The organism is Georgenia sp. Marseille-Q6866 (assembly GCF_965111665.1).
This window is the reverse complement of record NZ_CBCOOR010000002.1, coordinates 107,742-132,719: the sequence shown is the minus strand read 5'-3', so window position 1 is coordinate 132,719 and position 24,978 is coordinate 107,742. Positions and strand designations below refer to the sequence as shown.

The following is a 24,978-nucleotide window of genomic DNA, read 5'->3' as shown; positions in this document are numbered from 1 at the left end:
GGGGCCGTCAGGTCGGGGCCACCGGTTGGCGCAGGATGGTGCGCTGCCGTTCGGGCGCGACCCGGCGCATGTCGCTGAGGTAGATCTCGTGGTGGGTGCCGGTGGGGCGCAGGCCGCGCCCTGGCAGGACCTCGCGGTGGAGGCGGTCGAGGACGGGGGCCTCCTCGTCGAAGGAACCGACGTGCAAGGTCTGGACGCAGGTGCCCTCCGCGAGCGGCGCGACGCGCAGCTCGTCGATGAGGGCGGGCCGCTTGGTGGTGCGCACCTGCTCGACGGTGTCGTGGGCGAGGGAGGTGGGGACCCAGTCGGGGACGAGGAGCAGGAGCGTCCAGTCCCACTGGGACTTGTCACGGGCGGAGGTGAAGGCCTCCATGTCGTTCGCCCACCACAGCCCCTCGAGCGGCGGGACGACGTAGTCGCGGCCGAGCTGCTCCTTGCTCGCGAACTTCAGCGCGTACGCCACCGGGTAGAGGGTCTCGACCGCGGCGGAGAAGGCGGGCGCGGTGTTGGGGTCGCCGTGGCCGTCGACCATGAGGTAGCGGAGCTCGGGGATCTCGAGGACCCGGAACTCCCCACGCCTGGCCTGGTAACCGTCGAAGGTCTTCTTGAGGTCCGTCCTGCTCGCTCCTGGCGTCGACTCAGCCATCGCCGGCCTCTCGGGTCGTTCCAGTGGTGCACAGATGGTGCCAGCGGGCGGACGGCTTCGCCAGGGCGCGGGCCGCGGTTCGTCGCGGCGCCGTGCCCGTCAGAACGGGGGCGCGTCGTCGGCTGCCCATGACGGCCCGTCGGCCCCGGGCCACGGCGAGGCGGCCCGGGGTCCTCCCGGCGGCGCCCAGCTCCCACCGACGTCCGTACCGGCGGAGATCTGCGCGAGCACGCCGTCGACGAACGCGGGGTCGATCGCCCGGCGCTGCCTGACGGACCGCCGTCCCAGCTCCCGCAGCTCCTCGGCGGTACGACGCGGCATCGTGACGATCGTGCCGTCAGGGCGGCGGAGGTACCCGTGGCCGACGGGGCCGGCCCAGGCGTAGGTCCGGTCGGTGCCGTGGGCGACGGTGTAGGCACCGATGGTCTTGACGGCGTGGTCCCGCCCGCACTCGGGGTCGGTGTTCTCCACGGAGGTGACGCCACCGTGCTGCCACTCGTGCTCGTGGTCGAGCTGGCTGTGCCGTGCGAGGTACGGGCAGCCGGGGCGGGCGCAGGTGCGGTCACGCTCGCGGGCGAGCTCGGCGATTGCGGCCGGCGGCTGGTACCGGGTGCGTCCGACGTCGATGACCTGGTTCGTCGCGGGATCGGTGACGAGCCTGCGCCAGACCCCGCCGGCGGCCAACGCCCGGGCGATGACCGGTGGCACGGGTCCGTACCCCTCGAGCTCGGCGACGGGCTCGGTGATCCGCTCGAGCGGGCTCTGCTCCCCCGGCGCGGGCAGGTAGTCGCCGCGCGGGACGGTGATCCGCACGTCGACCCTGCTGCCGCCCAGCGTGCCCAGGCGGATCGTGGGCAGGAGTCCGCCGGGGAGCCGGTGCCCCGGGTACGGCGGGCCGGACGTGGTCGGAGTCTTCGCGGGGCGGGCCGATGGCGGGGCGTCCGGATCGTGCGCTGGAGCACCCGGTGGAGGCGCGGTGCCCCGAACCTCGGGCGGTGGAGCACCCGGAGGGGGCGGTGTCTCTGTCACTCCAGGTGGTGAAGCGCCCGGCGGAGGTGGGGACGTCGGGCAGCCGTCGGGCGGCTCGGCGACGACCCCGCAGCCGCACACGCGCAGGGCCGCGTCCGGGCCGATGTGGCCGCAGGCGAGAGCGGTGTGCGCCATGAGCGCGAACGCGTCGGCACGGAGCTGGTCGAGGGTGCGCTTGTCCCCCTGGTGCTTGGCGGACCGGGCCGCGGAGTCCAGAGCGAGGTCGAAGGCGATGGCGTCGGCGGCCGGGACCGTGGCCGACACCCGCGCCATGCCGTCGGGCAGCGGCTGGGGGCGGGACACGCAGCGTCGCTGCCTCGCGCGGCGGTGCCTCTCGTCCGCGTGGTCGGGGTCCACCGCGATGACGGCCCGTGAGAGGTCGTTCTGCAGCTGGCGCAGTGTGCGGCCGGGAGCCTTGTCGATGACCTCCCACTGAGCCGCCATGGCGACGTCGGAGGGAAGGTCCTCGAGTGCTTTGACGATCGCCTGCGCTCGCGGGTAGTCGATCTGCCCGTCCTCCAGCGCCTCACCGGTGAGGTGGAAGAGCCCGTCGAACCCGCGCCCGTTGGAGACGATCCGCATCGCGCTCTGGCGGCTGGTCCGCAGGCGCATGGCCAGCTCCTCGCCGACGACGCACTCGCCCCGGTCCCGGCCGGCCACCTTCCCCGGCCACGTGGGGTTGAGTGCGGGACGCCTGCTGAGGGCCGCGGCCGCGCGGGCGGTGCGTGCGGCCGCCCACGACTCCATCCGCCGGTAGGCGGCGACGACCTCGACCAGCGAGTAGTCGTCGACGCCGTCGGCGGTCTCGATGACGTCGAGGAGCTGCGCCAGACGCGGCCCCGGCGGCAGGTGCTCGAGGTAGTCCCCCAGCGCCTGCGGGACGGGCAGGAGCTCGGCGACCGTCTGCCGCGCCCAGTCGGCGGGCCCCTCCTCCGCGTACTTCGGGAGCCGGAAGCTGGCGAACTCGGCGTGGACGAGCGAGTCGCACTCGGTGGGCGGGAGAAGGTCGGCGGAGCGCAGGGGCGAGTCGGGGGCGAGCCTGCTCAGGAGATCTGCCACCCGGGCCTCGGCGAGCGCCTCGGGCTCCGAGCCGCGCGGCGCGTCGCCGTCCGGGTCGACGTGCTCCCGCTCGCTCAGTGTCATCGCTGGTCCCTCCTTCCCCTATGATATCGAACACACGTTCGAACGTGCAAGGGGTGTGGACAACAGTCCTGACGGGTCGCCGTCGGCCGCTACGCTCGACGCCGTGAAGATCGTGATCCCGGGAGGAACCGGACAGGTCGGTGGCGCACTGCGGCGGGCACTGGCGGCGCGAGGTGACGACGTCGTCGTCCTCAGCCGCCGGCCGGAACGGCTCGAGGAGGGTGTCCGCCACGTCGTCTGGGACGGACGCACCGTGGGTCCCTGGGCGCGTGAGATCGACGGCGCGGACGCCGTCGTCAACCTCGCCGGCCGGTCGGTGAGCTGCCGGTACACCGACGCCAACCTGCGCCAGATGATGTCCTCGCGCGTCGACTCGACGCGCGCCGTCGGTGAGGCGATCGCCCGGGCCGAGCGTCCGCCGCGCGTGTGGCTGCAGATGAGCACCGCGACGATCTACGCCGACGCGCGCAGCCGGCCCGGCGACCTCCCCCACGACGAGCGCACCGGCGTCATCGGCGGTGACGAGCCGGACATCCCCCTCTACTGGGAGTACAGCGTGCGCATCGCGCGGCGGTGGGAGGAGACGCAGGCCGGGGCCGACACACCTACCACCCGTCGCGTGGCCCTGCGCACCGCGATGGTCATGACGCCGGACCGCGGCGGCGTCTTCGACTACATGTCGTGGATGGCCCGGCTCGGCCTGGGCGGTGCGGTCGACGGCGGGCGGCAGTACGTCTCGTGGATCCACGAGGAGGACTTCGTCCGCGCCGTCGAGCTCCTGCTCGAGCGTGACGACGTCGAGGGCCCGGTCAACCTCGCCGCCCCCGAGCCGGTTCAGCAGCGCGCGTTCATGCGCGTGCTGCGGCGGGCGTGGGGGCAGCCGGTGGCGCTGCCGGCCACCCGGCTCATGGCCGAGGTCGGTGCCTTCGCGCTGCGAACCGACACCGAGCTGCTCCTCAAGAGCCGGCGGGTGCTTCCCGGACGGCTCGCCGACGCCGGGTTCACCTTCCGCCACCCGACGTGGGAGTTGGCGGCACCGGACCTCGTGAGACGGGCGCGCGAGCAGCGACGCGGTGGTGGCCGTCGGCGCCTGGGCTGACCCGCGACGACGCCGACGGCGGCGGATCCGCCGTCCCCCGCCGTCGTCGCCTGCCATGCTGGCGGGATGGGTCCGGAGTCGGAGGAGGAGCGGAACGACGCACGCCTCCCACCGGAGGAGTCATGGTCCGTGGGTCGCCGGTGGCTCGGGGTGTTCGCCGCCGTCCTGGCCGTGGCGAACGCCGCGCTCGTCGTGGTCGACCTGAGTGCCGGCGACGTCGTCACGGCAGCTGACCGAGTCCTCACGGTGGTCAGGATCGTCCTCGTGGGCACGTTCACCCTCCAGGCGCTGTACGAGCTGCGTCCCCGTGTCCTCGTCGACGGCATCGGTGTGCACCACCAGGAGCTGCGACGGCGCACCTACCGCTGGCAGGAGATCTCCGAGATCCGCTCCGCGGCGAAGTGGGGGGAATCGTTCGTCGAGCTGGTCCGCCACGACGGCGAAGCAGTGCGCCTCCCCCGGTCGACTGAGCGCCTCGACGTCCTCCGGCGCTGGCACGCCGCCGCTTCAGGCCAGCCCCGGCCGTAGCCACCCCTGGCCGGCCGCGCCACGCGGAACGGCACCGTGACGGCACGGGCGGACCATGACCGACATGGGTTCTCTCCAGCGCCCACCCACCGGGCCGGCGGTGCACACCCGCCTCGCGGACGGCGACGGGCGTCGCCTCGCCGCACCAGCCCGTGCGGCCACGGCCGCGGTCGCGGTCGCGGTCGGGAGCGAAGCGGGCGAACCGGCTTGGTGAGCCGCGAGGGCGCAGGGCGCGCGGCGATGTGCGTCATCCGGGCAGAGCAGCAGGCACCTGGACGTCGGCTGTTCACCGTCTCGATCCTCGGGGACCTGAGCACGAGCGCGCCGCCCCGGAAGACCGTGACCCTGGCGCCCCAGGACGTCGTCCGGCTCGTCGAGGCGTTCCTCGAGGAGGTCGCCGGGGACGAGTGAGTGCTCGCGCACCACGGGCAGGACCTCGAGCTCCCGTGCGACGGCCCAGTAACGCTCGAGTGACGCCCGGCAGCCTACGGTCGTGAGCGTCGACGAGCGAGGCCCCGACCATGAGCGAGCATGCACCCTCTCCGAGCAGGACCACGGGTCCGGTCCCGGGTGAGCTGTGCCTCTTCTGCGGTCCGTACGTCGTCGCGGCGGGGCGGCACGTCGAGGTGCCGGAAGGCAGCAAACGACTCCTGGTCTTCGTCGCGCTGCACGCGGGACGGCTGGACCGGCGCTACGTCGCGGGGTCCCTCTGGCCCTACGGTGACGATGAACGAGCAGCCGGCAACCTCCGTTCCGCGCTGTGGCGGCTGAGGCGAGCGGGGATCGACCTCGTCGAGGCGGACAAGTGGTCCCTGTGGCTGCGGCCGGACACGACCTCCGACGTCGCGACCGTCAGCGACTGGGCGACGCGGCTCGTCGCGGGCTTCGCGACGCCTGCGGACCTCCACCTGCCGCCGTGGGACGTCCACGCCCTCGATCTCCTCCCCGGGTGGTACGACGACTGGGTGAGCTTCGAGCGGGAGCGGGTACGGCAGCGCATCCTGCACGCTCTGGAGCAGCTGAGCCGGGAGCTCGTCCTCCTCGGCAGGTGCGCGGAGGCCGTCGAGGCGGCGATCGACGCGGTCGGCGTGGAGCCGCTTCGCGAGAGCGCGCAACGGGTCCTCATCGAGGCCCACCTCGCGGAGAACAACGTCGTCGAGGCGCGGCGGCTCTACGCACACTACCGGCAGCTCGTGCGCCGCGAGCTGGGTGTCGAGCCCAGCCCGGGACTGACACGCCTCGTCGTCGCGGCTGACGAGGACGCCGGCAGGTCGATGTTGCCGTCGCACCTGCTGGGTGTTCCGGTGGGCGCTGACCAGCCGAGCCGGACGGGAGCGATCGCGTGACGGTGCGGTGACACCGGCCGAGCATGCTGCCAGCATCCGACCCCACCAAGGAGGGTGACCTCGCATGCGGCGCCGTATCTCAGACCTCGTGCACCACGAACCGCCCACGCCACCGGGAGGGCCGCCGACCATCATCGGGCCCGAGGACGACGACGTTATCCCCGGCGAGATCGTCGTCGCCCTGGAGATGGATGCGGCCGCCGAGCTGCTCAGCATCCCCACGATGCCGTTGCGGGGTGCGGCGGGCGCGGACGCGAGCGCCCTCGGCGAGAGCGGGCCGCTCACCGAGGCCCTGAACGACCTCGGCATCTCCTCCGTGGCGCGGGTCTACGCCCCCGGACCGACGCAGCTGGTCGCCGGCAGCGCCATGGCCGACGACCTCGGCCTGGACACGACGCTGCTCGTCCGGTTCGGCGCCGACACCTCCCCCGTCGAGGCGGCGGAGCGGCTCGGCGGGCTGGACTCGGTCGCCTGGGCCGAGCCCAACCGGTGGCGGGAGGCCGACGCCGTCCCCAACGACCCCCAGTACGCGAGCCAGTGGGGGCTCACGCGGATCGGCTGCGAGGCCGCCTGGGACGTGGTCACCGGCGACCCGTCGGTCATCGTGGCGGTCATCGACTCGGGTGTCGACCTCAACCACCCCGATCTCGCCCCGCTGCTCGTGGGCGGTCGCGACTTCATCGACTTCCCCGTCGGCACCGTCCCCAGGCCCGGGTGGGTCTTCGAGGGCGACTTCACCGGGGTCGACAACGACGCGCAGGACGAGGTGGGCCACGGGACCCACGTCGCCGGGACCATCTGCGCACTCAGCAACAACGCCGTCGGGGTGGCCGGCGTGGCGTGGAACGTGCGCCTCATGCCGCTGCGCAGCCTGGCCCGCGTGCGGGAGACCGCGACCGGCCGGGTGAGCGGCATGGGCTCCACGGCGGCGACCGCGGCGGCCGTCCGGTGGGCGGCGGACCACGGTGCCCGCGTCATCAACCTCAGCCTCGGCGGGTACACCGACACGACGGTCGAGCGCGAGGCCATCGCCTACGCCGTCAGCCGCAACGTCGTCGTCGTGGCGGCGATGGGCAACGACAACTCGGCCGCCCCGCACTTCCCCGCCGCCCACCCCGACGTCATCGCCGTCGCGGCGACCGACCAGAGCGACGCCCGCTCCGTCTGGAGCGCCACGCAGGCCTCCAACACCGGACCGCACGTCGACGTCGCCGCACCCGGCACGGGGATCCGCAGCACGTACTGGGACAACACCTACGCGACGAGCAACGGCACCTCCATGGCCTCGCCGCACGTCGCCGGCGTCGCCGCGCTGATCCTGTCCCGCAACGCGGCGCTCACCGCTGCCGAGGTCGGCAACATCATCCGCACGACCGCCCGGCCGCTGCGTGACAACCCGGGCGACCCGGTCCCGAACAACCAGTACGGGCACGGCCTCGTCCAGGCCGATGCCGCGGTCCGCGCCGCACTCCCGCCTCGACCGAGCCTGGTGATCACCACCTGCCCGTCCGTCGTGGTGCGCTGCCCCACCGTCATGCTGTCCTGCCCGTCGGTCGCGATCCGGTGCCCGAGCCGGCCCGCCTTCTCCTGCCCGTCGCTCGTCGTCGTGTGCCCGTCACAGCTCGTGACGGGGTGCGTCTCCCGACCGATCACCGCCTGCCCGAGCGTCATCGACCGGTGCCCCACGGCCCCGCCGATGTGCAACGTCGTCACCGAGGTCGCCTGCCCCAGCAGACCGATCTGTCCCTCGCGGGGCGTGTGCCCGAGCCTGGCCGGGTGCCCCAGCCTGGCCGGCTGCCCGACCTTCGGGGGTCCCGGCGGACCGGACTTCGAGCCCGGGAACGGTCCGGGCTGGTCGGACTACGACCCCTACGGCTTCGACCCTTACGGGACCACCTACTGATGAGCGCCCCCGCCCAGGCGACCGTGGCGCCGCCGCCGCCAGCACTCGACGTGCTGGCGGCGGCGGGCCTGTCCGTCCCCGCCGGGACGTCCGTGTGGGACCGGTCCAGCTCCCACCGCGTCAGCCACGTCACCCTGCCCGACGGCGCCACGTACGTCGTCAAGACCACCTCGGAACGCACCCGCGACAGCGGGCGGACGCTGGCGGCCGAGCTCTACGTGTACCGCCTCTCGACGTGGGTGCCGGGCCTGGCCGACGTGGTTCCGCGGGTGGTGCACCTCGACGAGCGGACGCAGGTCCTCGCGCTCGTCGCCGCGCCCGCGGAGCACCTCTTCACGAGCCGGTGCCTGGAGCCCGGGTTCCCCTCTCCCCCCGTGGCGGCGTCCTTGGGCCGCGCCCTGGCGCGGCTGCACACCACGACGACGCAGGTCCCGCTCCTCGGCCGCGCCGCCGTCGGCGTCGTGCACCTGCCGCGGACACAGCCCGAGGAGTGGTTCGCCGGCGAGACGTCCGCGTCGTTGCGCGATGCCGGGACCGCCGTCGTCGCGGACGCCGCTCTCGGCGCCGCCCTCACCCGAGCCGCGGACGCGCTGCGCCCCGCGTGCCTCGTCCACGCCGACCTCAAGTGGGACAACGTCGCCGTGGCCCCCGGGCCGCGGACGACCCTGTTCGACTGGGAGCTGTCGGGCCGCGGCGACCCGGCGTGGGACGTGGGCTCGGCACTGGCCGACACGCTCGCGCTCCGCGTCCGGCTCACCGGATCGACGCCGTCGCCGGTGGTCGACCCCTCGCAGCGGGCGCTCCTGCGGGCGTACGCCGACGACGCACCCTGGGCCCTCGGGCCGGCGCAGACGCGCCCAGCGGACGACGGCGGCACCTCGGACGACGCCGACCTCGCCACCCGCGTCACGCTGTGCCTCGTCGCACGCACGGTCCAGCTGGCGATCGAGTGCGCCGGCGCGGCGGGCGATGCCGCCTACCCCGTCGTCGCCCACCTCCTCGACGCCGCTCGGTGGGTGTGCGCGCACGAGGCGGACGTCCGGGACTCCGTCGCGTCGGCTCTGGCACCAGGATGACGCGCCCTGCGACGACGGCGGTGCTGACGCCCGCGCTCGTCCTTCGCCAGCTCGAGCGGTTGGCCGGCCTCGTCACCGGCGAGCCCGCGGCGTGGGCCGCGGCCGTGCCCGGGGCGGCGACCCTCGCCGAGGCGCTCTACGCCCGCTGGTACACCGAGCCCCCGGCCGTCACCGGACCCGCGCGCATCGCCGACCCCCCGCTGCACGCGGGCTCCCTCGTCGCCGTGCTGCGCGCGGCGCGGACGGCCGACCGCCCGGCCGGTGAGCCGTGGGTCGTGCTCACCGCCGCACCCGACGGCAGCGTCATGGCGCAACGAGCAGAGGCGGTGCGGCAGGTGCGCAGCGGCGAGTACGTCGCCCGCGCGCGCCCCGGCGTCCCACCCGCTCCGGGCGAGATCGTCGACGTGCTCTCGCCCCTCGAGATGGTCGACGTCGAGCGCGGTCTGTGGTGGACCTTCACCGACGTGCCGCCCGAGCCGCCCTTCGGCCGGGTCTACCTCGACGCGCGGGCGGCGACGGTCGCCAGGGTCGTGCGGGCCGTGGGCGACGCCCTGGGCGGCACCAGCCACCAACTCAAGTGCCCGGTCCTCCCGGACGGGTACGCGCGGGTGGACGCCGTCGTCGTCTACCACCGGCGGGCCGACCGACCGGCCGTCCTCGACGCGCTGCACGACGCACCGCTCGCGGGCCTGCTCGACGCCCCTGTCCCGCCGCTGACGTGCCCGCTCCGGCCCGGCGTCAGCTGGGCCGACGACCCCGGGACCACCCTGTCCTTCGGGGAGCACGTCTGCCGGGCCCTCGCGGCAGGTGTCGGGCGGTCCGCCGCCGGGTGGGCCGCGGCAACGGTGGAGGAGCGCACCGGCCGGCTCCTCGCCGCGCTCACCGACGCGGGCATCGACCCCGGCACCCCGTGGGAGGCGGGCACGTGAGCGCCGGGCCGCTCGAGGCCGCCGCCGCCATCTGCCGCGACCTCGTGGACCGTGCCGAAACCGCCGACGACGGCGTCACCTGGCGTGCGGAGATCGTCGTCGGGGTCGACGGCGACGCCGCCGTCCTCGGTCACGGTGACATCGGCACGAACCTCTACGACGGCACGGCCGGCGTCGCGCTCGCGCTGGCGTCGCTGATCGGCACGGCGGCCGACCGGGCCGGTGACGGGGCCCTCGCCACCACGGTGCGCGGTGCGGCGAGGCACGCCCTGGCCGGAGCACCGGACCTGCTGGCGGCCGGCCTGCCGGGCTACTGGGACGGGGCCTGCGGCATCGCGTACGCGGCGGCGGTCGCGGCCCGCAGGCTGGGCGACGACGACCTCCGCCGCGTGGCGGCCGGCCTGGCCCGGGACGTCGCTCACGTGGTGTCGGGGGGCGACGGGTCGGTGAGCGACCTCATCAGCGGGGATGCCGGCGCGGCGCTCGGACTCGCGTCCCTGGCGGACGAGCTCGCCCTGGAGGAGCTGCTCACCGCCGCGCGCGTGGCAGCGGCCCGGCTCGTCGACACCGCGCAGCCGCAGGCGTGGGGGGCGGCGTGGGTGGACCCGACCGACCCCGACGGGCCGCCCCTGCTGGGGCTCGGCCACGGGGCAGCTGGCATCGCGCTGGCCCTCGGGGAGCTCGCGGCCAGGCACGGCACGCCCGCCGGCCTCGAGGCTGCCTGCGCCGACGCGCTCGCCTACGAGCGAGGCTGGTACGACCCGGACCGCCGCGCGTGGCCCGACCTGCGCGGCGGGCTGCCGCAGGGCGGGCCGACCGGGTGGACGACGGCGTGGTGCCACGGCGGGATCGGGATCGGCCTCAGCCGGCTCCGCCTCGCGGCGCTCACGCCCGGCCCCCGCCTGCTCGCCGAGGCGACGGCCGCGCTGCAGGCGGCGCGGGACCTCGCGGTCAGTGCCGGGACCGCGCTGCACGGAGGAACCGCCGGCGACTGCTCCTCGTGCCACGGTCTCGGCGGGGTGGCCGAGCTCTACACCGTGGCGGCACGCGCCCTCGGTGCGGCAGAGCACGCCGCCGCGGCGCGGAGAGTCGCGGCGATCCTCGTGGCCGAGCGCGACGTCTCGGGAGCGTGGCCGTGCGGGCTGCCCGGCGCCGGTGAGGTGCCCGGTCTCATGACGGGCACGGCCGGGATCGCGCTCGCCCTGGCCCGGGCCGTGGGCGCCACCCCGGCGCCCACGCCGCTGCTGCCGGGGCCGGGCGGCTGGTGACGGCCGAGCGAGCGCCGCCCTCGGTGCCGCGGTCAGATGTCGTGGAGGACGTCCCGCTCGGCGTAGCGGACGCCGGCGATCCGGCTGACACGGTCGAGGAAGGCGTCGTCCACCGGGGCGGTGCCGACCAGCACGCCGTCGAACAGCTCGTGCACGTCTGCCATGCCGGCCTCGCCCAGTGCCGCCGCCACCGCGGTGGCGGGCGCGCCGTCGTCGAGACCCACCACGACACGACCCGTGGCAGGCGACTCCTCGCGGGGTCGCTCCGGGCCGGCGTCGGCGCCGGGCGTGTCGTTGTCGCCACTCACACCACGATCGTGCCACTCCGTGCGCACGTCGTGAAGCGGTGCCCGGTCGCGGGACCTCGCCATGACGAGGGCTTCGAGCCCTGCCTGCGACGGCCTTGGGCCTCAGCGCACCCGCGCGAGCCGGCGGCGCTGGGACCGCAGGTACGGCCGCGCCCGCCGCTGCCCGCCGTGCACGTCGATCGCGGCGTCGAGCCGGTCGAGCACGCCGCCCAGCGCGGCCGCGTCCGCCGGCCACCCGCGGCGCACGCACTCCTCCAGCCACTCCACCGGTGAGCGCTGCCCCCGCTCGCCGTTGCACCGCCGGCACGCCGCCACCTCGTTCTCCGCCCGCGACGGCCCTCCCTTGGCGCGTGGGACGACGTGGTCGACGGTCGGTGCCACGAGCCGCCCGAAGGCCTGGCCGCACCAGAAGCAGCGGCCCTCCTGCGCCAGGACGGCCGCGTCGAGCCGCTCGGTCCGTCGCGCATGCTGCCGCACGGGACCAGCGTGCCCCAGCCGGGCCGACGAGGCCCGGTCAGGGAACCTCGGGCGGCGAAGGTGTTGCCGCGACGTGCGGTGCGCCGCCATGCTGGAAGCCCCTGGCCACGCACGTCGCCCGGAAGCAGGCCAACGATGACGTCGACTCCCGCCGGACGCCCTGTCCCGACCGCCTCCGGTCGCTGAGCCGGCGAGCAGGGCCGACCCCGAGGCAGGCCGCCGATGACGAGTGGACAGACGACCGGTGCACCGGCGCCGCTTCTCGTCGGGAAGCTCGCCCCACCCTGGACCCGCCCGGCGGCGTCACCCGTGGCCGCCTCGTGGAGAAGCTGGCGGACCCGCCGCGGACACCGCTGACCGTCGTCGTCGCGCCGACCGGGTGGGGCAAGACCACGGTGCTCGCCCACTGGGCGCGCGCCGTCGTCCACCGACCCGTCGCGTGGGTGAGCCTCGACGACGGGGACGACGAGCCGGTGCGGTTCTGGACCTACGTGACGATGGCCTTGGACCGCGCCCGGCCGGGGATCGGCTCCGCCGCGCTGGCCGCACTCGCGGTGCCCGGTCTCCCGCCCGTCCGGGTGGCCGTGCCCGTCCTCCTCAACGACCTGGCGGCCGACGGCGGTGAGTACGTGCTCGTCCTGGACGACTACCACGCGATCACCGACCGGGAGGTGCACGAGGGCCTCGAGTTCGCCCTGGCCTACCTGCCGGCCGGCGTCCGGGTCGTCCTGTCCTCCCGCTCCGACCCGCCGCTGCCGCTGGCACGCCTGCGCGCCCGCGGACAGCTGACGGAGGTCCGGGCCGTGGACCTCGCCTTCTCGGCCGAGGAGGCCGCCGGCTTGCTCGACGACGTCGGCGGGCTCCGGCTGGGCAGCGACGACGTCGCCAGGCTGGTCGACCGCACGGAGGGCTGGGCGGCCGGGCTCCACCTCGCCGCGCTGGGCCTGCGCACGTCGGCCGAGCCGTCCCGGCAGGTCGCCGCCATCCGCGGGGACGACCGGCACGTCCTCGACTACCTCGGCAGCGAGGTGCTCACCCGGCTCCCGGAGGACCACCGCCGGTTCCTCGTCGAGACCGCGCCGCTGGACCGGCTCTGCGCCGACCTGTGCGACGCGGCCCTAGGACGCACCGGGTCCGGTGAGCTGCTCGACCGCTCGGAGCGAGCGGACCTGTTCCTCTTCGCCCTCGACGAGCACCGGCAGTGGTACCGGTGTCACCGCCTCTTCCGGGAGGCGCTGGCCCGCGAGCTGGACGCCACCGCTCCCGGGCGGGCGCAGGAGGTGCTGACGGCGGCGGCCGGCTGGTGGCGTGAGCACGGCGACCCCGAGGCAGCGGTCCGGGCCCTGCTGGCCGCCGACAGGCAGGAGGCGGCAGCAGCGGTGCTGCTCGCGGCCGACGACGAGTTCCTCGACTCCGGCGCGGCCGCCACGTTCCTCGCCCTGGCGGACCGCCTGGAGGACCACGTGGTGGCCGCCAGCCCCCGGCTCGCGCTCGCCATGGCGGCGGCGGCGGGCTTCAGTGGGCAGGCCCCGGAACGGGTGACCGCCCGGGCCAGCTCCGGCAACGTCGAGCTCACCCTGCCCGACCACGTCTACCGGGTGGATGCCGACACCTCCTCCGGCCACGTCCGCGTCGACGTCGTCGACGACCCGGACGCCACCCGGCTCGTGTCGGGACACACCTCGTCCGGTGACGTCACCATCAGCCGCTGGTGACAGCCTCCGCAAGGGCCCCGATGACCGGCCACGCGCCCTCGGACGTGTTGCCGAGGACGCTCACCGTGGTGCGCGAGTCGACGACGTGCGTCGAGCGGAAGGATGCGCCCGCGTCGTAGCCCTCGATGACGAGGGCGTGGGCGGACTCGTGCAGGGAGAAGCCCATGCCGTAGCGCAATCCTTCGTCGGGGACGTCGTGGCGCGGGCGGGTGAGGGTGTCGACGCTCTCGCGGGTGAGGATGCGCCCGTCGAGGAGCGCGCACCAGAAGCGGTGGAGGTCGGCCGCCGTCGTGAACGCCCCGCCGTCACCGTTCCCCAGGACGGGGAGGTGGAGGGTGTTGGTGAGGTCGCCGTCGTCGTGCACGTACCCGGTGGCGGCACCGGCCGGCAGCGCGTTGAGCGGGAGGAAGTCCGTCTCCTGCAGCCCGGCCGGCGCGAGGACGAGACGGCGGACGGCGTCGTGGAACGTCTCCCCCGTCACGCGCTCGAGGACCAGGGCGAGGACCATGTAGCCGCCGTTGCAGTAGGAGAACCGCTCGCCGGGTGGGAACTTCTGCGGGTGCCCCTCGAGCATCGGCAGGAAGGCCGCCGCCGTCGTGAGCGTGTGGGGCGGGACGGTGAGGACGTAGTCCTCCGGCTCCCAGTCGGAGTCCTCGTCGAGGTAGTCCCCGATGCCCGAGGTGTGGCCGAGCAGGTGCGCGACGGTCACGGCGTCGTCGACGAGCGGCAGGTCCTCGCCGAGCAGCTCGCGCACCGGCTGGTGCAGCCGCAGCACCCCGTCCTCGACCAGCCGCATGACGGCGACGGCGGTGAAGGCCTTGCTCCCGCTGGCGATCGCGATCCGGGTGTCCGCGGTCATCGGGACCCGCAGCGGGCGGTTCGCGTAGCCCGCGGTGCGCTCGAGGACGCGCCGGTCGCCGACGTCGACCGTCACGACGCCGGAGAAGGAGGCCTCGGCCAGGGCGTCGTCGAGAGTGCGTGCGTCGATGTCCACGGGGCGCGACCCTACGGGAGGCCGCGGGCGGGCCGCGAGGACTTTTCCCGCGGTGGCCCGGCCCGCCGGGGCCCGGCATGCTGGAGCCATGTCTCCCGACGCCGCGCGACCGCGACAAGAGAGCCGCCGGCTGCCGTCGGAGGAGTCGTGGCGCGTCGGCCGACCCTGGGTGGGCGTGATGTTCCTGCTGCTCGCCTTGTTCAACGTCTTCGTCGTCCTCACCGACGCCACGGGCGGGCGCGTCGAGACGACGGGTGACCGTGTCTTCTGGTGGGTGCGGCTGGCCTCCGTCGTCGTGTTCCTCGTGGTCGCGTTCAGCGAGCTACGCGCGAGCGCGAGAGTCGACATCGATGGCGTCCACGTCACCGAGGTACGACGACGGCGGACCTATCGCTGGCAGGACATCAGCGAGGTGCGGGCCGGCCGGCCCGTGATGTTCGGCGACCGGTTCGTCTACCTGCAGCGGCACGGCGACAAGCAGGTCGAGCTGCCCCAGTCCGGGGGCCACCTGCGTCTCCTGCAGCGGTGGCACGAGGCCGCTGCCAGGTAACGGCCCCTACCCGCACGCCTCGCGCGCGATCGTCACGGTGTCGACGACCTCCACCTCCCCCTCCGCGCGGTACCCGAGCACCTCCACCTCGAGGTCCCCGGCGGCGCTCGCGGTGAGCTCGGCGAGGTGGTGGCGGGTGTTGTCGCGCATCGCGCTCCAGAACGGTGCGGGGGTCTCGGCGTAGGGCGAGAAGTCACGGCTGCGGTTGCTCAGCTTCCCGGCCGGGCTGACGGTCATCCACACGACACCGTCGCGGGGCGCCGCACAGGTCGGATCCGTCGTCGTCGCCGTGAACTCACCCCCGCTCCCCGCCCCGGTGAGCGGCCACGTGCGCTGGTATGCCTGGTCGTGGGACTGGAGCACGAGGCGGATGCCGTGCCGCTCGAAGACCCGGCCCAGCTGGTCGCGCAGCGCGAGGTTGGAGGGGTGCACGGACCCGGCGGCGAAGGCGCTCACGTGCGTGAAGGGGACGATCCACGGCCGCCCGGCCTGCTTCGCCGCCGCGATGTCCGCCTCGAGCCAGGTGATCTCGGCGGTCGGCAGCTTGCCGGTGTTGTGGACGGCGTGGAGGGAGATGAAGTGGAAGGGCCCGACGTCGAAGGAGTAGGAGCGCCGGTCGTTCCACCCCTCGGGGGTCGGGAAGCGCGCCGCCCACGGCTCGAAGCCCTCACCGAGGAGCACCTCGTGGTTGCCGTACGTCGGCATGAGCGGTGACTGGGCGGCGGCGGGCTCCAGCTGCTGGAACCAGGCGTCGATGGCGTCGTCGAGGGCGGTGAACCGGGTCTCGGTGTTGAAGTAGGCGTAGTCACCGCCCGCGAGCAGGACGTCGGGGTGCAGCTCGGTGAGGAGCTCGACCGACCGGCCGGTCGCGACGGTGAGCCCGTCCTTGCGGCCGTCGATCCCGGTGTCGGCGAAGTAGACGGCGCGCGTCTCCGCGTCCGGGGCGACCGTGCGCGCCGTCCACGTCTGCGAGGAGGTCTCGGGCTGGACCACGCGGTACTCGTAGGACTCCCCCGGCGCCAGTCCGGTGAGCGTCGCGGTCCACAGCTGGCCGCTGGTGCCCGAGGCACGCGGGCTCGCCTCGGCCCGCGTCCACGGACCGCCCGACCCGGCCGGGGCGTACTCGACCCACGGTGTCCCCGGTGACGTGGTCCGCCACGTGACGGTGAGGGTCGTGGCCGGGTCCGCCGTCCACGACAGGTGCACCTGGTCCGGCGGCGGCCACGCGAGCCGCAGCTCGACAGGGACGACGACGGCGTCCTGGCCGGGCGCGGTGACCGTCACCGCACCCGTGTGCGTGCCGACGGCGAGCCCGGCAGTGTCGAGGACGACGGCGAGCTCACCCGGCGTCGTCGCCGTCGCCGGGTGGCGGTCAGCCATGGCACGTCCGTCGACACTGTGAGCGGGACGGCGGACCTGTCGCTCATCCGCACGGCGAGGTCGGAGCGTGCGGTCCCGCCGGGGGCGAGGTCGACGGTGACCTGGCGCGGATGGGCGGTGAGGACCGGCGTGCCGTTGAGGACGGTGAACGCCGCCGTGACGGTGGATCTCGTCCCGCTCGTCGAGGTGAGGCGGGCGGTGACGGTGTGGGCGCCGTCGACGAGCTGCCAGGTGTCGTAGGGCAGCGCGCCCTCGTCGGTGGCCGAGCCGGCCAGGTCCCACGGCGCGTTGCCCTCGCTCTTGTCGGGCTTGCGTTTGAGCTGCGGGTCGTCGACGAAGAACTCGACCTTCGACAGGCCGGCCTCCGGGGTGACGAAGACGTGGACGTCCCCACGCACCTCGGCGCCGTCGAGGGGACTCGGGTCCGACCGGTCGGGGGCGGCGGACAGCGCGAGCGTGTGCGTCGGCGGCGGGGTGGGGGCGGCGGGGGCACGTCCTCGGACACGGTGAGCGTGACGGGCAGGGTCACGCTCGGCAGGCCGGGAGACGACGCGGTGACGACGGCGGTGTGGGTGCCCGCCGCCAGGCCGGCCGGGTCCAGGGTCACCGTCGCGGTGGTCGGCGTCGAGCCGGCGGCCGTCGTCACGCCCACCCACGACGCGTCGGAGGACACCGCCACCGGGACCGGGGTGGCGCCCGACGACACCGCCACCGTCCGGGTGACGGGCGCAGACCCGGCGGTCGCCTGCACCGAGAGGGAGACCGGGGCGAGGGCGAGCGCCGGTCCGGGGGCGTTGGCGACGTGGAAGGGCGAGTCGACGACGACGGTCCCGCCCGCCGCCAGGGTGAGGACGGCGGTCACCGTGTGGCTGCCGTCGGTCAGCGTCGTGGTGTCGAAGGCGTCCGCCTGGCCGGTCGAGCCGCCGGCGAGGTCGAAGGGGGCCGTGCGCTCGGACCGGTACGGGGAGCGCGCCCGCGCGGGGTCGTCGACGTAGAAGGACACGGCCGTCACGCCGTCGTCGGGGCCGGTGAAGATGCGTACGGGGCCGCTGACGGTGGCGCCGGCGAGGGGCACGGCGGCGGAGCGGTCGGCGTGCGGGCTGAACCAGAGGTCGTACTCCCCCGGTGCCGCGAGGACGGAGAGGTCCACGCGCACGGAGGCGGGCGTGAACCCGGCGGCCGTGAGGGTGACGGTCGCGGAGTGCGTCCCGGGGGCGAGACCGGCCGGGTCGACGGCGAGAGCGAGGGGGCGCGGCGTCGTCCCCTGCGCCGGGGCGACCGTGAGCCACGGAGCGTCCGAGCTCGCCGTGACGTCCGCGGTGCCCGGGGCGGAGGTGAGCTCGACGGTGCGGGCGAGCGGGGGCCCGTCCGCCTCGGTGACGAGCTGGAGCACGGCCGGGGACGCCGCCAGCTCAGGCGTGACGGCACCCGTGGTGAAGGTGGAGTGGACCAGCGCCGTCGTCCCGTCGGTGAGCACGACGAGCACCGTGACCGTGTGCGTCCCGGCGCCCACCGAGCCGGGGTCCCACGGGAGGGCAGCGTCGTCCTTGGCCGAGCCGGCGAAGTCCCACGGCGCGTTGGTCTCGACCTTGCGCGCCTTCTTCTTCCGCGTGGGGTCGTCCAGCCAGAACGAGACCTTCTCGATGTCCGCGCGCTCGGCGACGAACACGTACGCGCCGCCCGTGCCGAGGGCGGCGCCGTCCAGGGGCCGCGGGCTGCTGCGGTCGGAGGAGGCGCTGAGGAGGACCTCGGGTGGGTCCGCCGGCTCGGCGGCCGAGGCTCCGAGGAGCCCGCAGGCCACGAGGATCAGCGCCAAGGCTGCCGCGGTCCAGCGGCGGCGCTCCAGACGAGGGCCAGCAGCGGTGAACGGTGACATGAGCGTCTCCCCACGATCGTGTCGTCCGGGTCCCAGCGTCTGCCGGGCGCGGGGTCGCGTCCAGGGTGCTTGGGGGCTCAGCACGTCGGTCACCCCGGTGCTCACCCCGACCGCACGGGTCCGGGCACCGCTCCGGAGGCACGTGCGGCGGTGGCCGCGTCAGCGGTGCGTCAGCAGGCGGGACTACGGTTCGTCCATGAGCAACCTCAACGTGGTGGGCGAGCGGGACTCGTGGCGCTGCTGGCTGTGCGACGAGCCCGTCGACCCCGACGCCTCGGTCAACTCCGACCTCGGTCCCAGCGTCGACCTCGGCGCCTCCGCGTCGAAGAAGGCGGCGCCGGGGACCGAGCGTCTCGCGCACCGTGCGTGCAACACGCGCAAGGGAGCCGTCAAGCCGGTGGTGCCGTGGTCGCCCGAGCTCTTCGTCGTCGACCCCGCGCCGATCGCGGGGACCGTGGAGCGGCTGCGGCGCAAGAAGGGCCGCGAGGTCGTCGCGCGTTGCCCGAGCCGCGAGGACGCCGACGCGGCCGCCGCCTGGCTGCTCGACCGCCTGTCCCGGTTCGCCCCCGACCTCCCCGTCACGACCCAGGTGGAGCCGGGCGGCGGGCAGTTCATGCTCGTCCTGCGCACCGCCTGACCCGACCAGGGCGCGCTCACGCCCGAGCCGGTGACTGCGCCGCCACCGCGCGGGTGCAGCTCAGCCGGCCGGGAGGGTGACGGTGAAGGCGGTGGCGCCCGCCTCTCCGTCGACGTCGATCCGGCCATCGTGCGCGCGGACCACGGCGTCGACGATTGCGAGGCCGAGCCCGCTCGAGCCGCTGCCGGGGCTGCGAGCGGCGTCGCCCCGCGCGAAGCGGTGGAACAGCCGCGGGACGAGGTCGGCTGGTATCCCGGGCCCGTCGTCGAGCACGCGGAGGACGACGACGGTGCCCTCGCGGCGGACCGTCGTCGTCACCGTCGTCCCGGGCGGGGTGTGCACCCGGGCGTTGGTGAGCAGGTTGGCGAGGACCTGCCGCAGCCGGTCCTCGTCCCCCACCACGGTCGCCGGGGCCTCGGTCTCCGGGTCGGGGAGGTCGAGCTCCCAGGCGTGGCCGGGCCCGGCGACGTGCGCGTCGGCGACCGCGTCGACGGCGAGCAGCGCGAGGTCGACCTCCACGCGCTCGAGCGGCCGGCCCGCGTCGAGCCGGGCGAGCAGCAGGAGGTCCTCGACGAGCGCAGTCATCCGCTGCGACTCGGACTCGACCCGCGCCACCGCGCGCACGGCCTCCGGTGGCAGCTCACCGGGCAGGCGCCGGAGAAGCTCGGCGTACCCGCGGATCGAGGCGAGCGGCGTGCGCAGCTCGTGGCTGGCGTCGGCGACGAACTGGCGCACGTGAGTCTCGCTCTCGTGCCGCGCCTGCAGGGCTCCCTCCACGTGCCCGAGGAGCTGGTTGAGGGCCGCACCGACCTGGCCCACCTCGGTGGCCGGGTCGGTGTACTGCTCGGGCACCCGCTCGCGCAGCGCGACCTGGCCCTCGTGGAGCGGCAGCCCGGCCACGCGTGTGGCCGTCGCGGCCACGTCGTCCAGCGGCCGCAGCTGGCGCCGCACGAGCAGCCCGCCCGCGACGGCCGCGAGGGCGATGCCGGCAAGGGCGATGCCCGCCTCGGCGACGACGTAGTCACGGACGGTGGCGTCCACCTCGTCGGTTGACACGCCGGTGACGACGGTGCCGTCGGAAGCGCTGACGGCGACGGCGCGGTAGGAGCCGAGGCCGTCCAGCTCGACCGTCGTGGGCCCGCGTCCGGGGTGACGGCGAGGAGCTCTGCCTCCTGGTCGTCGGTGAGCGGACGCAACGACCCGTCGTCGTCGATGAAGCCGGACTGTGTCCCGTCCTCGCCGACCGAGACGTTGACGGTCCCGGTCCGCTGCCCGGGCACCTCGAGCCCGGGCGGGGCCGAGCCGGGGTCGGGCGGGGCGGGTGGCGGGTTTCCTGCCGGGCCCTCGTGCTGTGCGCCGACGGCACGCTGGCTGGAGGCCAGCGCCCGCTCGTCGAGCTGGTCCATGAGCGAGTCACGCAGGGCGAGGGTGGACAGGACGCCCGTCGCCAGGGCCACGGCAGCGATGAGTCCGACGAGCACCGCGACCAGGCGACGGCGCAGCGTCCAGCGCCTCACTGGGCAGGATCCGTGCCGGGCACGTCGGTCGCGGCCTTGAGGAGGTAGCCGACGCCGCGCACCGTGTGGATCATCGGCTCTCGTCCGGCGTCGATCTTGCGCCGCAGGTAGGAGACGTAGAGCTCGACAATGTTTGCGCGGCCGCCGAAGTCGTACTGCCAGACGCGGTCGAGGATCTGCGCCTTGGACAGCACACGCCGCGGGTTGCGCATGAGGTAGCGAAGCAGCTCGAACTCCGTGGCCGTGAGCGCGACCGGCTCGCCGCCGCGCGACACCTCGTGGCTGTCCTCGTCCATCCGCAGGTCCCCGACGACGATGACGTTGTCCTCGCTCTCCGCGGTGGCGCCGGCGCGTCTCAGCAGCGCCCGCAGCCGGGCGACGACCTCCTCGAGGCTGAAGGGCTTCGTCACGTAGTCGTCGCCCCCCGCCGTGAGCCCGGCGACCCGGTCCTCGACGGCGTCCTTCGCGGTGAGGAAGAGGACGGGGACCTTGGGGTGGAAGGCGCGGATGCGGCGCAGGACCTCGAGCCCGGACAGGTCCGGGAGCATGACGTCGAGGACGACCACGTCGGGCGCCTGGCGCTTGGCGAGGCGGACGGCCGCGTAGCCGGTCACCGCGGTCTCGACGTGCCAGCCCTCGTAGCGGAGCACGGTGGCGAGCAGGTCACCGAGGGCGGGCTCGTCGTCGACGACGAGCGCCCGGACCGGGGAGCCGTCCGCACGGGTGAACGCGTCGCGCAGCCCGCCGACGGGCGTGGCGGGGGTGGTCATGACGTCATCATCGCGCGCGGCCATCGGTACTGGCTGAGGACTGGCTGTGGCTTGCCTGTGAGGTGACGCCCACGTGAGGCAAGACCCGGGTGCGCCGCTGCCCGGACCTGACGTGCAGGCCCGGGCAGCGCGGTGCGCGCTCAGGTGGTCGTCGCGGTGTCGACGTCGTCCTCGGTCGTCTCGGTCGTGCCGTCGCCGCGGCCCGGCAGGGTCCCGGGCGCGCCGAAGCCGCCGGCCGGGGGCTCGGGCCGCTCACCGACGTCGCCGCCGAACCCGCCACCGCCACCCGGTGCGGCTGCCGGCCCACCGCCGCCGGGTCCCCCGCCTGCCATGCCCCCTGCGGCGTACTCGCCGCCCGTCACCGTGGCGACGGTGCTCGCCCCGGTGAGGTCGCCGTCGTCGTAGAGGCCGGCCGTGGCGGTGCCGGAGACGGTGCCCCCGACCAGGAGCTCGTAGGTCTGCCCCGCGACGGTCTTCTTGCTGGACAGGACGACGGAGGAGAACTCCTTCGCCGACTCGAAGGTGGCCACCACCTCACCGTCGGTCGTCGCCACCGAGACGACCGTGCCTGCCGGCTGGGTGTCGAAGCTCGCGAGGATCGACGCCTGCGGAGAGTCCGTCCCGGGTGCCGTCGCCATGCCGGAGCTGCCGGCCGCGAACAGGACGCCGCCGTCGACGGTGAAGACCCCCTGCACGTCGAGCGCGCCGTTGCCGTCCATGGTGGGGCCGGAGACGACGACCGTCCCGCCGCTCATGTCGACCGTGCCGTTGGAGTCGAGGCCGTCCCCACCGGCGTCGATGGCGACGGTCCCGCCGGTCACGGTCACGGCGTACTCCCCCGCCGTCTCCTCGCCCGGGCTCACGGGCGTGCCGCCGGTATCCGCGTCGCCGCCGGCAGCGTTGATGCCGTCGTCGGAGGCGACGAGGGAGGTGTCACCGCCCGCGATCGTGATGGTCGCGGCCTCCAGGCCCTCGTAGGACCCGGTGACCGTGAGTGTGCCGTCCATGACCGCCAGCGACTGCTCGGCGTGGACGCCGTCGTCGCCACTGGTGAGGGTGAGCGCGCCACCGGCGATCGTGACCGCGCCGTCGGAGTGGACGGCGTCGTCCGCGGCGTCGACGGTGGTGCGCCCGCTCCCGACGACGACGGCGACGTTCGCCTTCAGCCCCTTCCCTGACGCGTCCTCCGCCAGCGTCCCGCCCGCGCCGCCACCCGTGGTCACGTCGAGCGTGCCGCCGCCGACGATGACGTCCGAGGCCGCGTCCAGCCCGTCCGCCCCTGCGCCGACCGTGACGGCGCCGCCCAGGACGGCGACGTACCCGGCCGTGGGGTCCTCGTCCTCGTCGGACTTCAGGCCGTCGCCGCCGGCGGTCACCGTGAGGCTCCCGCCCGAGACGACGACGTAGTCCTTGCCGCGGATCCCGTCGTCGACGGCCTCGACCGTGAGGGTGCCGGAGTCGATGACGAGACCGTCGTTGGCGGCGATGCCGTCGTTGGTGCTGCCGGTGACGGCCAGGGAGCCGGTGCCGGTGATCGTGAGGTCGGCGCGGGAGAAGAGGGCGCCGTCGGGCTCGTCGGAGTCGTCCGCGACGGTGCGGGCCGTGTCGGCGAGGGCGTTCGTCGAGCCCTCGGCGAGGACGACGACGGCCTGATCGGCGTCCTCGACGGCGATCGCCGCGGTCGTCGAGCTCGTGATGTCGGCACCGTCGAGGACGAGGCGGACCACGCCGTCGGCGGTGGAGCTGACGACCACCTGCCCGTCGGCGAGCGTGCCGCTGAGGCGGTAGGTGCCGGGCTGGGTGATGGTCACGGTGTCCCCGTCGACGGCGGCGCCGTCACCCGAGACGGTGGTCGCGTCGTCGGCGAGGTCGATGGACACCTCGCCGGCCGCGTCCCACTCGGCCTCGGTCTCGTGGGCCGGCAGGTTGGCGGCGAGCGCCTCCTCGACGGAGGCAGCAGCGGCGGTGCTCGCGGCGGTGGTGGCGTCGTCGGCCGCGACCACCTGCTCGGCGGCGTTCGTGGCGGGGCCGGTGCCGGACGAGCAGCCGGCGAGGAGGCCGCCGAGCAGGAGCAGGGAGGCAAGGGGTCGGGTGATGGTGCGCATGGTGGTGTCTCTCTCGGGTCAGTGGGTGCGGTGGGCGTCGTCGAGACGGCGGAGCGTGCGGTGCCACCGGTTGGCGGGGAGGTCGGGGTGGAGCAGGGCGAGGCCCGTGGCGAACTTCGAGACGGGCACCGGTCGGTGGCCGCGTGCCCACAGGAGCCGGTCCACCGCGGAGGGCGTGGAGGCGGTCTTCGTCTCGACGACGGCGATGCCGGGGGCGTCCCGGTGGCGGCCGTCCGCGGTCCACTCGAGATGGGTGTCGATGGTGACGCGGGCACCCTCGTCGGGGAGGTGGAGCGTGGCCCGGCGGTAGCGCGTGAGGAGGACTGGCGCGAGGGACGGGACCTGTGCCGGGTCGAGGCCCGCGTCGCGCAGGGTGTCGGCGACGAAGTAGCGCTCCGCGCTCGTGGGCTGGGACGCTGCCCCGGCTCCACGCAGGCGCCGGACCTTGACGCTCGTGCCCCGGGGGCCGCGGGTCTTGACCTCGATCCAGCTCTCCCCCGTGTCGAGGTACGTACGCGTGCGGACCTTGAACCGCCGTCGCCTGCGGTGCGCGGTGAGCGCGAAGGAGTCGAGCGCGGGGGTGTCGAGGTACTCCGACTCGTAGCCGAAGGTGCGCCGCCCGTCGATCTCGAGCGCGGCGACGGCGGCAGGCAGGTCTGCCAGCAGGGCTGCCGTGTCGTCGAGGGGCAGCAGGTACTTGCGGTCCACCCGGGTCAGGCGCGCTGCCCGTGCGTTGAGGTCGTCGAGGCCGACGGCGGGGAGCCGGTCGAGCGGCAGGTCGAGGTCGACGGCACTCATCGGGTCACCGGTGCCGCGCCGGCGAGGCCTGCCGTGGGCGAGTCCGCGGCGGGACGCGAGAGTCCGGTGGTGGCGAGCGGTTCGCGGACGGGTGCCGCGGCGCCGTCGCCGCCCGTCTGACGCCGTCGTGATGTGGGGACGGTGTAGCGGACGTCGACGAGGGTGGTGTCGTTGACGAGGTCGAGCCGCTGGACGCTGGCGGAGTGCACCCGCCCACCGACGAGGTCGGCGAGGTGGGTGGCGAGCTCGTCCTCGCGGCTGATGGCGCGGTCGAGCAGCACCGTCTGGGAGCGGAGGCGCGGCAGTACGCGCGGGTGGTCACCGACGAGCATCACCGCGACGACGAGGCCCATGAAGGCGACGCTGACCGCGGGGGTGCTGACGGGGAGCCCGCCGAGCAGGCCGAGGGCGAGGGCGGAGAAGTAGTAGGCGACCTCGCGCTGGGACAGCTCACTCGAGCGCAGACGGATGATCGACAGCACGCCGAAGAGCCCGAGCCCGAGGCCGGCTCCGACCGTGCTCGAGGACAGGGCCGCCGCGACGGCGAGGACACCGACGTTGACGCCGAGGTAGGCGACGGCGAGGTCACGTCTCCGGTGCCGGGGCAGGTAGAGGGCGAAGGTCAGCAGGACGACGGCGACGACGTCCGCGAGGACGAGCAGCAGGTTCGGCACGGGGGCTCCTGAGTGTGCTGGGAACTGGACAGCTCCCATTCCGCCACCGCCGGCTTCGACGGTGCTTTGACGATCCTGTGAGCCGCGTGTGAGTTCAGCGGCCGGACTGTCGCCGCGCGCCGCTCACCCGAGGGGCCGCGAGGAGGAGGTGCCCTCCCCCCAAAGGTCGGCACCCCATGCCCCACTGCGGCCGAAGCGTCCGTGCAGCGC

The 24,978-nt window shown here is 74.7% G+C and carries 22 protein-coding genes and 1 pseudogene; 11 read left to right on the top strand and 12 right to left on the bottom strand.

Features of this window, described 5'->3' with window-relative positions; genetic code table 11:
* Positions 1–7 precede the first annotated feature (7 nt).
* Complete coding sequence (locus tag ACWPXV_RS02520) at positions 8–646, bottom strand: GyrI-like domain-containing protein (protein ID WP_454083746.1); 639 nt, start codon at positions 644–646, stop codon at positions 8–10.
* A 99-nt stretch (positions 647–745) separates the two neighbouring features.
* Positions 746–2,818 (bottom strand): DUF222 domain-containing protein, encoded by a 2,073-nt coding sequence (locus ACWPXV_RS02515; protein ID WP_454083745.1) that lies wholly within the window; start codon positions 2,816–2,818, stop codon positions 746–748.
* A 103-nt stretch (positions 2,819–2,921) separates the two neighbouring features.
* Here ACWPXV_RS02515 and ACWPXV_RS02510 point away from each other — a divergent pair, with 103 nt between their 5' ends.
* The 8 genes from ACWPXV_RS02510 (at position 2,922) to ACWPXV_RS02475 (ending at position 10,967) form a co-directional block, all read left to right on the top strand.
* Complete coding sequence (locus ACWPXV_RS02510) at positions 2,922–3,917, top strand: TIGR01777 family oxidoreductase (protein ID WP_454083744.1); 996 nt, start codon at positions 2,922–2,924, stop codon at positions 3,915–3,917.
* Positions 3,918–4,046: 129 nt separating this feature from the next.
* A complete protein-coding gene (locus tag ACWPXV_RS02505; protein WP_454083743.1) occupies positions 4,047–4,445 on the top strand; it encodes a hypothetical protein in 399 nt (132 codons plus the stop codon).
* Positions 4,446–4,655: 210 nt separating this feature from the next.
* Positions 4,656–4,856, top strand: coding sequence for a hypothetical protein (locus ACWPXV_RS02500; protein WP_454083742.1), 201 nt, complete (start codon positions 4,656–4,658; stop codon positions 4,854–4,856).
* 110 nt (positions 4,857–4,966) lie between these two features.
* Entirely contained in the window at positions 4,967–5,791 is an 825-nt protein-coding gene (locus ACWPXV_RS02495) for an AfsR/SARP family transcriptional regulator (RefSeq protein ID WP_454083741.1), read from the top strand.
* Positions 5,792–5,855: 64 nt separating this feature from the next.
* Positions 5,856–7,694 (top strand): S8 family serine peptidase, encoded by a 1,839-nt coding sequence (locus tag ACWPXV_RS02490; RefSeq protein ID WP_454083740.1) that lies wholly within the window; start codon positions 5,856–5,858, stop codon positions 7,692–7,694.
* A complete protein-coding gene (locus tag ACWPXV_RS02485; RefSeq protein WP_454083739.1) occupies positions 7,694–8,770 on the top strand; it encodes a phosphotransferase family protein in 1,077 nt (358 codons plus the stop codon). The genes ACWPXV_RS02490 and ACWPXV_RS02485 overlap by 1 nt, the downstream gene beginning before the upstream one ends.
* Complete coding sequence (locus ACWPXV_RS02480) at positions 8,767–9,699, top strand: T3SS effector HopA1 family protein (RefSeq protein ID WP_454083738.1); 933 nt, start codon at positions 8,767–8,769, stop codon at positions 9,697–9,699. The genes ACWPXV_RS02485 and ACWPXV_RS02480 overlap by 4 nt, the downstream gene beginning before the upstream one ends.
* Positions 9,696–10,967, top strand: a complete 1,272-nt coding sequence (locus tag ACWPXV_RS02475; RefSeq protein WP_454083737.1) for a lanthionine synthetase LanC family protein — start codon at positions 9,696–9,698, stop codon at positions 10,965–10,967. Before ACWPXV_RS02480 ends, ACWPXV_RS02475 begins: the two co-directional genes overlap by 4 nt.
* Before the next feature lie 32 nt (positions 10,968–10,999).
* Here ACWPXV_RS02475 and ACWPXV_RS02470 read toward each other — a convergent pair whose 3' ends face one another.
* Both ACWPXV_RS02470 and ACWPXV_RS02465 read right to left on the bottom strand, forming a co-directional pair.
* Complete coding sequence (locus tag ACWPXV_RS02470; RefSeq protein WP_454083736.1) at positions 11,000–11,275, bottom strand: hypothetical protein; 276 nt, start codon at positions 11,273–11,275, stop codon at positions 11,000–11,002.
* A gap of 102 nt (positions 11,276–11,377) precedes the next feature.
* Complete coding sequence (locus ACWPXV_RS02465; protein ID WP_454083735.1) at positions 11,378–11,752, bottom strand: HNH endonuclease; 375 nt, start codon at positions 11,750–11,752, stop codon at positions 11,378–11,380.
* 320 nt (positions 11,753–12,072) lie between these two features.
* Here ACWPXV_RS02465 and ACWPXV_RS02460 point away from each other — a divergent pair, with 320 nt between their 5' ends.
* Positions 12,073–13,467 (top strand): hypothetical protein, encoded by a 1,395-nt coding sequence (locus tag ACWPXV_RS02460; RefSeq protein WP_454083734.1) that lies wholly within the window; start codon positions 12,073–12,075, stop codon positions 13,465–13,467.
* Here the strand turns inward: ACWPXV_RS02460 and ACWPXV_RS02455 are convergent.
* The gene (locus ACWPXV_RS02455; protein WP_454083733.1) at positions 13,454–14,461 is read right to left on the bottom strand and encodes a serine hydrolase domain-containing protein; all 1,008 of its coding nucleotides are present in this window, start codon (positions 14,459–14,461) and stop codon (positions 13,454–13,456) included. The genes ACWPXV_RS02460 and ACWPXV_RS02455 overlap by 14 nt on opposite strands.
* A gap of 88 nt (positions 14,462–14,549) precedes the next feature.
* Between ACWPXV_RS02455 and ACWPXV_RS02450 the strand changes: the two genes are divergently transcribed.
* The gene (locus ACWPXV_RS02450; protein WP_454083732.1) at positions 14,550–15,011 is read left to right on the top strand and encodes a hypothetical protein; all 462 of its coding nucleotides are present in this window, start codon (positions 14,550–14,552) and stop codon (positions 15,009–15,011) included.
* Positions 15,012–15,017: 6 nt separating this feature from the next.
* Here ACWPXV_RS02450 and ACWPXV_RS02445 read toward each other — a convergent pair whose 3' ends face one another.
* Positions 15,018–16,391 carry a purple acid phosphatase family protein gene (locus tag ACWPXV_RS02445; protein WP_454083731.1) on the bottom strand — a complete coding sequence of 458 codons (1,374 nt, stop codon included), beginning with the start codon at positions 16,389–16,391 and terminating at the stop codon, positions 15,018–15,020.
* Between the two features lie 43 nt (positions 16,392–16,434).
* Complete coding sequence (locus tag ACWPXV_RS02440; protein ID WP_454083730.1) at positions 16,435–18,267, bottom strand: BACON domain-containing protein; 1,833 nt, start codon at positions 18,265–18,267, stop codon at positions 16,435–16,437.
* A gap of 196 nt (positions 18,268–18,463) precedes the next feature.
* Here ACWPXV_RS02440 and ACWPXV_RS02435 point away from each other — a divergent pair, with 196 nt between their 5' ends.
* Complete coding sequence (locus ACWPXV_RS02435) at positions 18,464–18,904, top strand: hypothetical protein (protein ID WP_454083729.1); 441 nt, start codon at positions 18,464–18,466, stop codon at positions 18,902–18,904.
* Positions 18,905–18,964: 60 nt separating this feature from the next.
* On the opposite strand, the pseudogene ACWPXV_RS02430 reads toward ACWPXV_RS02435, so the two are convergent.
* The 5 genes and pseudogenes from ACWPXV_RS02430 to ACWPXV_RS02410 all read right to left on the bottom strand — a co-directional run bounded on the left by ACWPXV_RS02430 (position 18,965) and on the right by ACWPXV_RS02410 (position 24,768).
* Positions 18,965–20,421, bottom strand: a pseudogene (locus ACWPXV_RS02430) (sensor histidine kinase).
* Complete coding sequence (locus ACWPXV_RS02425; RefSeq protein WP_454083728.1) at positions 20,418–21,191, bottom strand: response regulator transcription factor; 774 nt, start codon at positions 21,189–21,191, stop codon at positions 20,418–20,420. Before ACWPXV_RS02425 ends, ACWPXV_RS02430 begins: the two are co-directional and overlap by 4 nt.
* A 140-nt stretch (positions 21,192–21,331) precedes the next feature.
* Complete coding sequence (locus tag ACWPXV_RS02420) at positions 21,332–23,296, bottom strand: carbohydrate-binding domain-containing protein (RefSeq protein WP_454083727.1); 1,965 nt, start codon at positions 23,294–23,296, stop codon at positions 21,332–21,334.
* An 18-nt stretch (positions 23,297–23,314) separates the two neighbouring features.
* Complete coding sequence (locus ACWPXV_RS02415) at positions 23,315–24,094, bottom strand: VTC domain-containing protein (RefSeq protein ID WP_454083726.1); 780 nt, start codon at positions 24,092–24,094, stop codon at positions 23,315–23,317.
* Positions 24,091–24,768: a DUF4956 domain-containing protein gene (locus ACWPXV_RS02410; protein WP_454083725.1), complete on the bottom strand. Its 678-nt coding sequence runs from the start codon at positions 24,766–24,768 to the stop codon at positions 24,091–24,093. Before ACWPXV_RS02410 ends, ACWPXV_RS02415 begins: the two co-directional genes overlap by 4 nt.
* Positions 24,769–24,978 lie beyond the last annotated feature (210 nt).